7 protein-coding genes and 1 pseudogene are annotated in these 14,738 nt (G+C 59.4%); 2 read left to right on the top strand and 6 right to left on the bottom strand.

Annotated elements, in window-relative coordinates:
• The 5 genes and pseudogenes from ABX749_RS04835 to ABX749_RS04815 form a co-directional block, all read right to left on the bottom strand.
• Positions 1-548, bottom strand: a pseudogene (locus tag ABX749_RS04835) (hypothetical protein); the annotation flags it as partial.
• A 111-nt stretch (positions 549-659) separates the two neighbouring features.
• Positions 660-3,314, bottom strand: coding sequence for a peptidoglycan DD-metalloendopeptidase family protein (locus ABX749_RS04830; RefSeq protein WP_372894997.1), 2,655 nt, complete (start codon positions 3,312-3,314; stop codon positions 660-662).
• A 159-nt stretch (positions 3,315-3,473) separates the two neighbouring features.
• A complete protein-coding gene (locus ABX749_RS04825) occupies positions 3,474-4,379 on the bottom strand; it encodes a response regulator (protein ID WP_145213630.1) in 906 nt (301 codons plus the stop codon).
• A 603-nt stretch (positions 4,380-4,982) separates the two neighbouring features.
• Positions 4,983-6,011, bottom strand: coding sequence for a hypothetical protein (locus ABX749_RS04820; RefSeq protein ID WP_372894996.1), 1,029 nt, complete (start codon positions 6,009-6,011; stop codon positions 4,983-4,985).
• A 2-nt stretch (positions 6,012-6,013) separates the two neighbouring features.
• A complete protein-coding gene (locus tag ABX749_RS04815) occupies positions 6,014-9,898 on the bottom strand; it encodes a PQQ-binding-like beta-propeller repeat protein (RefSeq protein WP_372894994.1) in 3,885 nt (1,294 codons plus the stop codon).
• 554 nt (positions 9,899-10,452) lie between these two features.
• On the opposite strand from ABX749_RS04815, the gene ABX749_RS04810 reads away from it, so the two are divergent.
• Both ABX749_RS04810 and ABX749_RS04805 read left to right on the top strand, forming a co-directional pair.
• Positions 10,453-12,813 carry a hypothetical protein gene (locus tag ABX749_RS04810; RefSeq protein ID WP_372894993.1) on the top strand — a complete coding sequence of 787 codons (2,361 nt, stop codon included), beginning with the start codon at positions 10,453-10,455 and terminating at the stop codon, positions 12,811-12,813.
• Complete coding sequence (locus tag ABX749_RS04805) at positions 12,810-13,682, top strand: sugar transferase (protein WP_372894992.1); 873 nt, start codon at positions 12,810-12,812, stop codon at positions 13,680-13,682. Before ABX749_RS04810 ends, ABX749_RS04805 begins: the two co-directional genes overlap by 4 nt.
• A 403-nt stretch (positions 13,683-14,085) precedes the next feature.
• Here ABX749_RS04805 and ABX749_RS04800 read toward each other — a convergent pair.
• The coding region (locus ABX749_RS04800; protein WP_372894991.1) for a hypothetical protein at positions 14,086-14,738 on the bottom strand (653 nt) is incomplete at its 5' end.

Here is a 14,738-nt window from a genome sequence, read left to right as displayed (position 1 = left end):
TTGGTGATTTGCTCCTCGACCAAGAAGATGGTCGACAACAGCAACAAGAGCGCGACATGCAGCGCGATGCTCAATCCGCTGGTTCGGAATTGCGCCACCAATCCCTCACGCTGTTCGAACCACCACAGCCGCATCAGTGCAACGGGTTTCCAGATCAACGAGGCTGAGTCGACGTCCGCTCGCAGCTGCTCGTGCAAGGCCTGCTGCTCCAACTCCGCTCGGCGATAGGCGGAGATGCCCTCTGATTCGGTTTCGGTCGTGGCCGCATCGGCCCCCCCGCTGCCACGCTCGTCGGGGGACATGCTGGTCGAGTCGATGGGATCGCAGACGATCGACGGTCGTTCAATCGCCAGCACGTCGCGAAACCCGTCGGCCAACGCCGCCGAGAGATCGCTGATCGGGATCTCGAAGATCTGTGTCCCGTCCGACACAATCGTTCGACTCAACACCGCCGGCCGATAGAACCCCGCGCGACGAGCCTGGGAAAGCTGTTCGGTCGGAATGCGGAAGAAGCGTTTGCCGTTGGATACGGTGACGAGATCGGGCACGAATCACCTCGGACGAGAAGAAAGAACAGACCACCGGCTGCACTCCCGAGTCGAACGTGCGTCGGCATCACGATGAACTCAATAAAGCCGGCAGAACCGGTGAATCACGCGTCAATGCGGCATCGTCCTCAGAAACCGGATTCCAAATCGACCGTAGTCTTGCCCGTCCACGTCGCCGTCGAAATCAGAATCCAGACGGGGGTCAAACCCCGCCTGCGAGGTTGTTTTCAAAAAACTGAGACCGAAGCGACCATAGTCCTGACCATCGACATCGCGGTCGCCGTCGGTGTCGCCATAGAACTTGAAGAACGCATCGGACGATTCGGCGCCGAACTGAAAATCATCGTCTCCATCGGCGACACCGTTTCGGTTTCCGTCCAGCAGAAGACCGGAAGCCGAGATCAACTGGGCATCCAGATTCAGCATGTAGTTGGCGTCAGCGATTCCAGCCGGGTTCGAAAAACTGATTTCCAAAACCGTCTTGTCGTTCACGATCGATACCAGCGTGTCAATCGGCACCGAAGCATTCGTGGCTCGATTGACAATCTCAACTGCCGGATCGGGGCCGGACGAATCGATGCTCACGATTTGGTCAAACTGAACCGCGACCGAATCAAGCGACGATCTCGAGGGGTCACCGGCATTGACGATGACATCGACGATCGTTGGCGGCTGCGGCACGTCAATCAACAGCAATTCATTTTTGGCGGCCGGTGTGACCGCGGAGGTCGCCGACAATTGCACGACACGATCGCCCGTGGTGACGCCGTCCGAGATGGTCACGATCGGGAAGATCACGCGATCGCTACCCGCCGGGATCGTGACCGAGTCGGGGACCGAAACCGATGGAGAGTCCGAAACCAGATTCACCACCAACGGTTGCGACATCCCCGCCCCGTGGTCGCTGCGCCGGACGTTGCCAAACAGCGTCGATCCTTCGGGTTCTTTTCGTTCATTGATCCCCAGAATCAACTGCTGCGGCTGCGTGGTGGAGGTCACGATTCCTTCGACCGAGAACTCGTAGACGCCTTCGTCATCATCGTCGGTTTCGATTCGCACCTGACCAGCGAAGTGACCTGGTGTCGCGGTCGCGAGCTGAACCGTCAGCGTGTCTGATTGACCGGCGGCCAAGGAAGTCGGAAGCGGATCGGTGATGGTGTAACCGGCCGGGACCGAGACCTCGCCGATGTTGAGAACCGCTTCGCCGTGATTCTCGACGGTAAAGTTCTGAGATGGAGCGAACGACGATTGCGGGACTGTCCCGAAATCGATCGGGGTGACGCGGTCGTCAACGATCAATGCGCCAGCTTGCAAAACACGAGCCTCGGGAACACCTTGGGCCGCAATGACGAAGGATTGCTCGGCGAGTTTGTTGCCGTTGACGAGGACATCAATGGTCCACGTCCCCAGTTCGGGCGTGGTGGGAAAACGATAAGAATACCAACGCCACTGATGTGCCCAATCATTTCCCGCGATGGTTTCATTGACCCAGAACACCGATCCGTCCGGTCGCCGCCAATCCAAGTGGATCACATCCCCCTGTTCAACACCGGAAAACCAATTCCACGTGTAAACGAGCTGTCCCGGCTGCTGCTGAAAAACGCTGACCTGCGAAGTGCCTTCGCGGACATGCGCCGCGACGGGAACGTTGGAAATCCCGTTGCTGAGCACGTGTTGACTCTCGCCGATGTGGTGGAGTGAAGCGACCGAGGCATCCAGGAAGACGGATGGATCGTACCAGGGTTCGACGGAGAACCCGTGATGCTCGAGCGCGAAGTGCAGATGCGTGATGTCGGACCAACCGGAACTGGCCATGTAGCCGAGTTTGTCGCCGGCGGAGACGGCGTCACCGACGGCGACCTGAACCGAATCACGCCGCAGGTGAACGTACCTGGTCGTCCAGCCGTCACCGTGATCGACGACGACGTAGTTGACCGGAGGGAAAGTGGGGCCCAAGTTGGTTTGACGATCGAACTCGCCGTCATGCGTGTCGATGACCACTCCGTCGGCGGCGGCATAGATTTCGATGCCGGCATCCTGCTCGTCATACCCCCGCACGGCGATGTCCCATGCCGAGTGACCGTCGTATGCATAGCTGCCGCCACGAAAGTCCCGGATTCCCGTGGTCGGATCGACGTCGACGTAATTCAGGAAGGCGTGGTTGGAGTAGGGGACGCCTTCCACAGGCCAGATCAACGGCTGGGCGAACGTCGCCTGCCCCGTGGTGAAGCTGAAACTGAACGTGTTGTCCGTTTCGTCGCTTTCAAAAATGGTGTTAAACGCGTCGACGGTCACGACCACGTTGTGGGTGCCCGGCGTGGCAAACCAGCCGGCCCGCCAACGAAACCCGGTGTGGATTGACTGCCCCGCGCCGGTCGTCACGATTCCGCTGCCGAGCGTCACCCCATCGACGGTGAAGTGAAACGCATACGACGCACCGGCAGGCAGATCCGTTGTTTCGAACTGAACTTGAATCGCCAGTCGCTGCCCCAAGAAAGGCGCCGCGATCGGATTGCCCAGCCCGTCGCGGACGTATCCGGTGATCAAACGCAGGTTGGGTGACGAGGCGTTCTGCGGGGCGTCCGCGCCTAGCAGGGCGCTCTGCTGGTGAGCGGTGTGCACATCCCCGTCGCCGGACAAGGCCGATGCGACGACAGATTCGTGATGGGCATGATCGGAGATCGGATCAATCTGCAAATCGCCCACGGGAACAGCGAAATCGGCCGAAAGCAACGATCGTGATTCGAGTCGTTCAATCGGACGCACCGAAATCGGGCGATGGCGTTTCCGGTGGTTCCAAATCATGTCGATGCCGAAGTCGGGGCGCGTGGAGGGCTCGAGTGATAGCTCTTGCTGAAATCCTCAAACCAAGATCCTAATCGAATCCGTTCACCCCCGCGTATCCAATCTCCTTGTCTCCTTGTCTCAGCTCTCCGCGTCGCCGTCGATGGAATCGCGACGTTTGATCAAGGTGACTTCGTTGCCTTTTTCACTGAACGTGACTTCGTCTAAGAAGGTACGAATCAGCATGATGCCTCGGCCGCTGGCCTTGAGCAAGTTCTCCGGGTCGGTCGGGTCGGGCAAGGAAGACGGATCAAATCCTGGCCCCTCGTCTCGGATGACAAACTTGACCTCGGACTGTGTCAGCGTCGCCATCACGGTCACCCGCCGATCACAATACGGTGGCTGTTGAATCCGCTCTTCACCGAGATCACGATAGGAACCGTCGTCCTCTTCACGCAAGTCGGAGTCCAATTCCAGGTTGCCGTGGTCGATCGCGTTGGTGATCGATTCGCTGAGCGCAGTCGTCAGTTGCACCAATGTCGATTCGTCAAAATAGTTCAGCAGCTTCAGTTGTTCGTGCAGATAGCCCACCAACGCTTGGGTCCCACCGGGTTCATACCCCAAAACGAAACGGGACTGGCTCTCCTCCAAGAAGGCCAAGACCTTTTCCCGCTCCTGAATCGCATGCACCACCGACATGACGGTGCGGAGTGCTTCGCTGAGTCCTTTGCTGAGGTTCTCCTTGGGCACATAACTTGATGCCCCGGCCCGCAGCGCGCGGGCGGCCACCTCTTCGCTGCCGAATCCCGTCATCAGGATCACCGGCAATTGCGGATACACGTCGCGAAGCCGTTCGACCAGCTCCAGCCCGTCCATTTTGGGCATCTGCAGGTCCGTCAACACAATGTCGGGCTTTTCCGTGTTGACCGATTCAAGGGCTTCACATCCATCGGCGGCATAGCGGACGTCGCATCCAGCCGCTTGGACACAGGCGCCGGCGACTCGCTGGCAGACGGCGGAATCATCGACGATCAGGACGGTGGTCATGGAAAGCAACCTTGGTGGAATCAAATAAATGGTCCCGGCGGGCAATAGGATAAGACTTTGATGATACCTTATCGACACGCCGTTGACCCGCCGGGGGAACTCTCAGCGGAGTCTCCGCCTCGGATCGCCGACGCGGCACCGGATCAGAACCGCGGTTTTTCCACGCTCACGCAGCAGTTGCGATCGGCTCGAGCGAATCCTTTCTTTCCCCAAAGGCCGACCGAACGCGCCCCATGCCAGCGACTTTGGCACGGGAGGGAATTAGCGAAACGTCGCGAACCCAATACCGTTCAATCGACAGTGAGGGGCGCCCGGACGCTGGCGCGAACCGGCTGATGTCAAACGAATCTCAGCCGACGGGCGCGAGGCTTCGGGCCCCACCGAGAGAAAACGACGCTTCGAATCGCGGTCTCGGGCTGGCGGGCTGTCGATTGAAGCCCGCATGCGTCAGCAAGGGGCAGTGCGGCGTCCCTCGCTCACGCGTCGGGCTAAGATCATGGCGCTGAATTCAGAACATCGACTCAATCGACATCCCGCTGTCGCCCTCCCGCCAAAAAAAAACTCGTTGATGTAACTGAAGCATTCACAATCAGTTACAGCGGATTATTTGGCTTTTCGTCCGGGCGGAATGGTCAGCAGCACCGGGGCCGCCGACGTCTCCGGCAACGGGTCGCTCAACTTTGCCGTACCGATTTTCGTTTCCCAGTCGACCGCCATCAACAGGTCAAAACCGGGGTTCTGATTTTTGACCTGACAGGAACAGGGGCCGATGATGAAACGCGAGGCCAATCCGATCGTCAATTCCGAGATTCCCTTGCCGACCAGGGCGTACAGCACACGGCCCCTGCCCAGCACCGGAAACGCCATCGGTTGATCGAGTCCCTCCAGATCCGGCTCACTGGCCAACAGCATCTTCAATAAAAACTGTTCCGCGGGGTCATCGCGTCGGAGGGTGAGAATCGAAAAATCCAATCGCAGGTCGATCGCCGACTGCTCCAGCAATTCCTGCTCGTCTTCGACCTCTTCCTGCTCGGGCAACTCCAACGATTGTTCATTTTGCTGCACGAAGCGTGTCAGGTTGCCCAGCGCGAGCTCGTCTTGCTTGGGGTCACCACAGGGCACAAAGATCCAAACGGCAGACTCTCCCCCGACCAACCGTTTTGCGATTTCCTGTCGGATCGGGGAGTCGACCAGGTTGCCGACCGATTCCGAGTTCAAGGGCGCCGCGGCAATCAGACGATCGGGGACCTCTTGAGCCGTCACGGGATACAGCGACACCAAAACCGGTTTGCCGGATTGGCCATGTTTTGCCCACGCCGATTTCAGCTGCTCGTCTTGAAGCGTGGCCGCTTCGATCAGTCTGACGCCGCAGTTGGCCGAAACCGACGATTGATGATCGGACGCCCGCAAGTGTTCGACGAGCTTCGATTCCGCATCGTCAAGCGGGCCGTCGTGCAACACAACAAGCTCATAATTGTCCGCCGGCCAACGCTCCAAGGCGTAGCGGAACACCGGGACCTGGCAGGCATCGGCGACCGCAGCCAACGAGACCGAAAACAGTGCGATCGAGAGCAGTGCGATCGACACCAGTGCGGTTGCTTTGCTGGGGAGTGATTGTTTGGAGGGGTTCATGGCTATTCCTTTCGTGTGACCTCGATTCCCGACACGATCGGCAGCCGTGACGGATCTTCGGGAACCAGTTCAACCAACAGTTTGTCGTTGACCGTGATGTCGGAAAATTCAATCGTTTGCGACTTGGCCGGTTGCCCCGGTGTCGCCGCGATGACGATCCCTGACTTCACGATTTCTGATTGTAGCTTGATCGCAAACGCGCCCGTATCGGATTCGTCCAAGTTGGCGAACAAGAACTTGACGTCATACGTCGCCTTCGGATCGTCTTTTCCCAGCAGCGGGATTTCAAATTGTTTCAGCCCCCGTGCCCCCGAAGCGTAAACCCAGGGTTTGTCCGAATCCCCCAGTTCGACCGATTCAAGATTGCGGCTGTACCAGCCCCCGCCGCTGGACAGCTGCGGTTTCAAATCGAAAACGAACTCCAACCGCGCCCGGCTGCTGGGTCTGGGATAGCCGAACCACTCCCGGCCGGCGATTTCTTTGCGGTCGCCCGGCGCCCCGAAGTTGATGCCGATCCGTTTGACCGGTGTGGTCGGACCCACGGCACTGAAGATCCCCCAGGACTTGTTTTCCGTTTTCGGCTCCATCACCACGGTCGATGCGATCGAAAATTGACAGACACAGCCCGCACTGGCTTCGGGGATCATCACCAGCCCGTTGCCGGGAATGGCGTTGACCCAGCAACCGAGTCGCTGACCGGCGAAATGCCGCGTGCCGCTGTCCTCGTACAAATCGTAATAGCCGATGAAGCCGGAGCGAAAGAACATCATGTTCGGCGTCGCAGTGATGACGCCGCAGTGGTGCCCCGGGCGACTAAAACGCCACTGGCTGTCGGCGCCGGTCAACGGGTGCGGCCGTGTCTTCGGCTCGCCGGTGTGCAAGTTGAACGCCCACGGTTCGGCATAGATCTCGTTGCCGACGACGGCCGGTCGGTTCATGTAATTGGCGTTCTTGGACCACAGTTCGGTGCCATCGGCGGCGTCGAGGACCAACAACTTGCGGCGGTCGAATTGTCCCGAGAGAAACTGTTTCCAATAGTGCCCGTTCGCATTGGCGCCACACAGCACGACATGGCCGTCGGCCACCATCAAGGTCAAACTGCCGCCGCCGGCACTGACGTTGGTGGTGTCGGTGACGTTAACCGGTTTCTCCCACAGCTTTTCCCCACTGCGGCGATCCAGCGCGACGGCCAACCGCACGTCATAGTTCTTCATCTCCGCTTCGGCTTGCTCAGCCGCTTCACCGGTCAACGCTTTCAAGTCGCTCTTGTCTTTCAGGTACAGCTGTTGACGTTCTTCGGGCGTGATCGAACTGTCAATGAAATAGATCCGCTCCGGTCCGATTGCGATCGTCGTGTGCAGAATATTGCTCCCACGATACGTCCACATCCGCTCTCCGGTCTCGGTATCGACCGCAAACACCGCATCGGTCTGACTTTTAACGGTCAAGCCGCGTCGACGCATCCGTTGTTCCAGTTCTTCGCGAATCGTGCTGGTGCCGAACAACTGTCCGTCGTCGTAAGCCAAATACGCCCAGGCACGCTGCACGCCGTCGGGTGATTCGGGGGTTTGGTAGGTCGCACTGACCGTGCCGGTCGCGGCATCGAGCGCGATGCACTGGTTGTTGATCGCCACGTAGAGTGCGTCATCACTGGCGGCCAGGTTGTGAGTTTCGCGATTGTTGAACACACCGGTACGGATCGCGCCGGGATTTTCATAGTCCCACAAGAACGTGCCGTTGTAGGCGTCGTAGGCCATCAGCCGGTCGGTTCCCTGGATGAACATCCGGCCGTTGGTCGAAAGCGGCGCCCCGGCGGCTTCGTGACGATTGATCATCGCGCTCGGCCCCGGGTCGCCGTACCACAACACGCCAAGTCCGTCGCGGATGCGATGGTCATCGGAATAGGAGGTGTTGGCGACGTTGCCGTATTGGTGGGACCAGTTCCCGGCGCCGGGCAATTTGCCACGTCGCAGCAGTTGCCAATCCGCTCCCGTGACCACTTCGCCTTCTTCCTGTTGATAGAACTGCGTCAGCCAAGCAAGCGACTTCTCCGCAGCCGTCATTTCCGGCAAGTTCGCCGCGCCGGCCGGACGTCCCAGTATCACGACGCCGCCGCATGGTTTCAGATGCCGTGCGATCTTTTCGGGATCACCCGGCAATTGACCATCGAGCAACATCGACTCGGACACGATCAGGTTGGCGAAGTAATTGGAAAATGGCATGTCGTTGATCGGCGTGTTGACCACCGTGATCCGCGTGGCGTGAATGCCCGCGCGCTGGAGCGCTTCGCGCGACGCTGCCGCCTTCTCTGCGTCCGGTTCGACGGCGTAAATCGTCAATTCGCTTTGCCGGGCTAATTCGTACGCCAATCGCCCTCGACCATTTCCGACGACGAGACAGTAACCGGTCTGCTGACCGCTCCGCTGCAGAATCTGCCGGGCGGCCGTCTCGTAGAACTCGGTCAGGTCGTCGGCGGGGAACGGTGCCGAAGGGGGACCGGGCCACGCTGCGGCTTGATCCGTCGTCACATCGCTTCGGTATGCGTAGATGTTTCCGCTGTCAGTGCTCACCGTCAGAAGATTGGCGCCGACGGACAGTCCCCGCACGTTACCCTCAACGCTTGCTTGCCACAGCTTTTCGCCGTTGGATCGATCAAGCATCACCACTTCGTTCAGGCCGCCGGCGATGACCGCATTCTCGGTCGCGATCAGCACATCATCAAAGTCGCTGGCGAACTCCCAAAGGATGCCACCTTTCATCGCCTCCTTCATCATCTGTTTGGCGTGGGCGAGTTTTTCCGGAGTGGTCGGCCGCTCGCGAAGTTTCAGGAACCACTTTTGCTTTTCTTGACTCGCCTTGGCGTGCTCGGCGCGATTGACGCAAAAGATCTTTTCTCCATCCATCAAATAAGCAAGCTCGCCGGCCAAGACCATCTGGCGGCCGTTGATCCAGGATTCACCGACGTTGCCGGTCTTCTGGTCCATCGCCAAAAAGTGATGGGGACCACCGGCGTAGACTTGACCGTCACCCAACAAGGCTTTGGTTCCGCCCACGACGCCACCGGCATCGGTCCGCCAGGAATGTGTGCGTTGGAACACGATCTTTCCGGTTTCTTTCGAAATCGCCACCGGCAGCGACCGGCCCGACGGGACGTACAGGTATTTGTCGTTGGCTAGCAAGTACCCTTGGGGCGACAGATCGTTGCGCCCGGCGTCTTGCTCGCTGATCGTGTCATTGCGCCAGAGGATCGAACCGTCGTTCGCGTTGACGGCGCAAAGGTAAACCGTTTCGTGCGGAAAAACGCCGGCACCGAAGTAGGCCGTGTCGCCGTCGATCAGCACACCGGTGCGAACCGGCCAGCGCGAAATCATTTCTCCGCGCGAGAGCAATCGATCGTCTTGAGGTCCGACGCGCATTTGCCAGACGACTTCTCCATCCGCCGCACGCAGGCAATACACCAGTCCGTCGTCGGATCCGAAGTAGACGTTGCCATGGGCCAGCGTCGGCGCCAGGCGAATCGGACCTTCGGTGTAAAAATCCCAGATCGGCTGCCCCGACTTCGCGTCGACACAATGCAATCGATGATCGACCGTGCTGCCGAAGTAGACGCGGCCGTCAGCCGTCACGACTTGCAACGCGTCATCGAAATCGACGCGATGCTTCATCTGATGGCCTTCGATCGGATCCTCACGCGGTCCCGACCACGCTTTGACCGGTTTGGCCGGCGACCGGTAGGTCCAAGCCTGTCGTAGCGAAGGGGGCAAGTGCTCCGAGGTGAAGCCCGCGCGATCGTTGCCGTTCAGGTAGGCCGGCCAGTCGGCCAAAACGGACGACGAGAGAAACAAACAAGCAAGAACTGAAACGCCGGGGATCGTTCGCACGTTCATGGAGAGAGCCATTGGGTGGGATGGATGGAGGAAACATCCTTTCGGGGGCTCATCAGTTTAGCCGAGCCGAACGCCCGCTGCTGTCCTTTGCGGTGTCCGATGGAAACGAAACCGATTCCGGCATCTGCCAGAGACACGAAATCCCCTTGAAAACACCGGGCACCGTGGCGTGCATCATGAAATGCACCCCACAAACCTCATCAAAACCTCATGCGGTGTTGGACACCCGCGGCGGCTTGAATCGCTGGGCATGCCGTGGGCCGGATGAAACGAAATCGCTCGCTTGTCGGTTGAACCTCACCGCAGCGGGCGTGTTGCACAAATCGCGGATCGGTTTGTCGAACACGGAGAACGTCCCGTTGATTGAAAGTCGTGCGGTTGATGCCCCTTTGCGGGGAACGCGCATTTCTCTCACTAGCACACCCCCAGATGACGAAAACTCGTCAGGGGGTTCGTGCCACCACTGATTCGGTCGCCACACGCGTTTGGTTCTCCAGAGGCGGCGACCGGATACGCCGGATGATTGAGACGAAGCGAGCAACTAACCAAACTCAATGCAAATCGAATCCCCAACCGATGAGGGACGCCGCGCGGCGGCGTCTGACGGTCAAGCACCTCTGATGCACCACGCGATCGGGGCCTCGATCTATCGCGGCATCCCCGAATTCAGCGACCTGATGTTGGCCTGCCGTCATCACCTGACGCTGACGTTCGTCGTCGGCAGCGTGCTGGCGGGCACGCTGGCGATGGTCGCCTGGTCGTGGATCCGGCCGAACTATCACGCCGAGGCCTTGGTGCGTGTTCGCGAAAAGCAAAATGTGGTGTTCACCCCACAGACGTCGCGGTCAGAAGACCTCGCGTTCTTTCGCTCCCAGGCCGCTTTGGTGCGATCCCATCAAGTCCTTTCGGCCGCGTTTGATGACGACGAAGTTCAGCAGTTGACCCACGTGGTTCCCGCTGGAAATCGAGTCGAATGGCTGGACGGGCTGTTGCGGGTCGAGACCCAATCGGGATCCGAAGTGATCAGTATCACGGTGCATCACGAAACGCCGCTGGTCGCCCAAGCGTTTTGCAACGCCATCACCCGGGCGTATCTGGACGAAATCACGCACCGGATGATGTCGGACCGAAAGCTGCGTGAAACACAACTCGAACAAGCGGTGGTGGCGGCTGACCTGCAGCTGGACAAGCTCTGGGAGGATCTCAACAGCGTCGCGCGGTCGGTGGGTTCGGACAGCTCGGAATCGTTGACGATTCGTGACGAGATGCAGTTCCAGTCTTATCGCGACTACGCCCAACAGTTGCAAGCGGCCCAGCTCAGGGGCAATCAACTGCAAAGCCAGCTGGACGAGCTGCAGGCAAGTCACGAGGGACAACCCGCGGTCAGCGAAGAAGTCGTCGAGAAACTACTGCGGCAGAACCACGAGGTCAGCACCGCACGCAAGCAGCTGATGGGATTGGAACTGCAGTGCCAGCAAATGGAGAAGATTGCCGTCAGTGCGGACTCGCCACAGATGCGACGTCTGACGGACCAACGCGACCGGTTTGCCGAAGAACTGGAGCAATTGATTCAACGAACCCGCGCCGAGATCAGCGAAACGTTGCAGATTCAGACCCAATCGGAACACCAACAGTTGTTTGCCAAACTCAAGCAGCAAATTGAGTTGAATCGCAGCGAGAAGGAGTTTCTGCGGGAACGTTTGACCGAGTTGAATTCTGTCGTGGTCCGTGCTGCTCCGAAAACCGCGGTGCCGCTGGACATGTCCCGTCACGCGGTTGAGCGACAAAGTCGCTTGGCCGACGGACTGTGGAAGACGCTGCAGGAATTCAGAATCGAAGGTCGATCGCAGTCGCGCGTCGCCCTGCAGTCCCTGGCCACGCTGCCCACACAAGCGAATCATTCCCGTCAGTTGAGGGCGGCCGCCGCCAGTGGGGCGGGCGGATGGATGCTGATCATGTTTGTTGTCGGGTATCTGGAATGGCGGGATTGCCGTGTGCGATCCCCTCGCGATCTGGTTTCCCGATCACGCTTGCCCGTTTTTGGCACGAATTCCTATGCGGCCTCACAGTCCAAGTTCGGCTTCGGGTTGCGGCAAAAACAAACCAGCGGCGGTGTGCGAGAGGCGGCGGCAAGGATCTTTTTGCGGAACCAGGATTCCGCGGACAGCGTCACCCTGATGGTCACCAGTTGCGTCGCGAACGAGTCGCGGCACCTGATCTCACAAGAACTGGCAGTCGTCCTGGGAGGTTTTCATCGTCGAGTGTTATTGATCGACTGCGATACCGACCGGGGCCAGCTGAGCCGCGCACTCGGGGCATCGCGATCCGACGGCATTCGGCAACTCCCCATTGGCAACCAAGCCCCCGCGGTGGAGACGATCGCGGCGCTGTTGGTGACGACCAATGTCGATGAGGTGGATTTCATGCCGATCGGGACCCCGAACGCCGATCACGCATGGATTGATCCGAAGACCTTGCGGCAGGTGATCGACGCCCTGCGGTCACGCTACGACGCGATCATCGTCAACGGCCCGTCATGGATGGGGGCGACCGAAGGGACGCTGCTCGCCGAAGAAGTCGATTCGAGTGTGTTTGCCGTGTTCGTCGATGACAGCCGCTGGAATCAACTGGTGCTGTGCGAAGAGTCGGCCCGCCAAGCGGGAATCCCACTCAGCGGATCCATTTTTCATTCAGGCACGGGCAAAAGCGGGCTGCGTTTGCAACCCGATCGATCCAAGAACGATCGGGCAGCTTCGCCCGCAGCAGACGATACCGAAAGCGAAACGGCACTCCGTCTGGAAATCGACGCATTGCAGGATGAACTGCGTCGGGTCCAGGCGGACGGACAACCCCAGGGTGGACCAAAGGAGTCTGACACCATGACAGCGAAAACCGAGGACGTGAATCATTCATGACAGAACCCACTTTGCCCTCCCCGGTACCCTCACTCGTGGCTCTTGCGGCGGATTCAGACTTGTTCCTCCATCCGCCGCATCAAACTGTCTCCGCAGCACCGTCGACGGTGACGGTTGAGCCGGCAGACGAGTCGATGGTGATACCGACAAAGTACTTTCGTGCCAAGCCGTTCGTCGAATGGGCGATCACGGCGCTGTTGATGGTGGTCGCGATCCCCATCATGGCGATCGTGGCGTTCATCATTTTAGTGTGCGATGGGCGTCCCCTGTTCTATCGCCAAGTGCGTGTGGGAAAGAACGGCAAGAACTTCCGGATCTGGAAGTTTCGCACCATGCGGACCGGTGCCGAAAAGAACACCGGTCCGGTCTGGAGCAGTCCAAACGATTCACGCGTGACTCGATCGGGCCGCTGGCTGAGATGTTGCCACCTGGATGAATTGCCACAATTCATCAACGTGCTGGCGGGCGACATGAGTCTGGTCGGCCCCCGTCCCGAACGCCCCGAATTTGTGACGACCTTGGCCGAAGAAGTGCCGGGTTACTTGCGACGAACTCGGGTCCGGCCCGGCATCACCGGTCTGGCGCAATTGAAATTGGGATACGACGAATCGATCGTGGGGATTCCCCAGAAAGTCGCGTGTGATTTGCAGTACATTCGCACCGCCAGCCTGTTCCAAGATCTGAAACTGCTGTTGGCGACGCTTCCGTACATCGCAGGACAGCTCTCGTTCAAACTGAGAGCGAAATCGCGGCTTCGCATTCCCACTGCTAACGCACCGATGATCGGACCGGTGCCGTTGAAGAGCGAGAAACTCGATTCGGCACCACCGCAGGAATCGGCGATCGAGCTGACGCAACACGTGGCGTAAAGGCCCTTCGCTTTTTTGCCGTCGCGGAACACGGGTAAGGAAAGTTCGGAGGTAAGAAGAGGGTGCAATGCATCATCCAATTCGACTTCGCCAGTTTTCCTACCTCCAAAAATCTTCCTACCTCTCCCCTCAGCCACCGTGCCCTGTGAAATCGGTGGAAATCAGGAAAGGGATGGCAAGCGGCTGTCCCCAGGGAATGCGGTCATGCTTTCACGACCAGCGATCAGAAACCCACCGATGACCGGGCGATCCCGCGGATCACAGGTACCGAAATATCCGTGGGTTCGCGCTGCCATCCGTGGGCCCATTTGTCTCGTGGGTCGCTTCATCGGGGTCCGTCTCCCGTTTGCTCCCGTTTCTTGACCACCCAGTCAAGTGGCATGGCACTGCATGCCCGACCCGGCTACGTGATCGCGAGCCGGTCCTCGTCGAAGACCGGTTCGGTCAGCCCCTGTTCGGCCTGTGCGACCAGCGCCGCCATCTCTCTTGCGGTCACGTAGTAGTACTTGAATCCGTAACGATCGGCCGTTTCGCGTAGTCTGGCGTGAAACGTCGTCGCGTGTGGGCTCAACCACACATCGGTGTTCGCTTCCAGCGCGCCGTGCGTGTGTAGCTTGATGAACTGCCACTGGGGGTGACCGGACACGATGACGCGTGCTTTGAGCCAGTCGTCGATCCGCTGTTCGGCAAGCGGTTGTGAACCGGCGACGTTGCCATTTTCGATCCGCGGTTTCTGCCAAGGCCGCCGATGGGTGACCACGACCGGTCCCTGGATCATCAGCAATCCGTCCCGCGGTCGCGCCGCACCGACGCTCGCCGGGATCCCGCTGTCGTGTGACTTCGGTCGCTGGGGGTCGTCGATGGCGTAGTAGATGCTGTTGATCGTTCGTGTCTGTGCCGGGTGAGGGGCGGCGGGCATGGTGAAGTCCGCGTAGCAGCCCGTTTGGCGCAACACCGTGAGTTCGTCATTGACACCACAGTGGCATCCGTCAGGGTGTGAATTGTCGAGCGCCCAGTTGCCGTGAATGAACCCATAGCGGATTTGACCGGACGCAT

Source organism: Stieleria sp. (assembly GCF_041595215.1).
Lineage (GTDB): Bacteria > Planctomycetota > Planctomycetia > Pirellulales > Pirellulaceae > Stieleria > Stieleria magnilauensis.
Note: the sequence above shows the minus strand (reverse complement) of the source record. Positions and strands in the feature narration are given on the sequence as shown.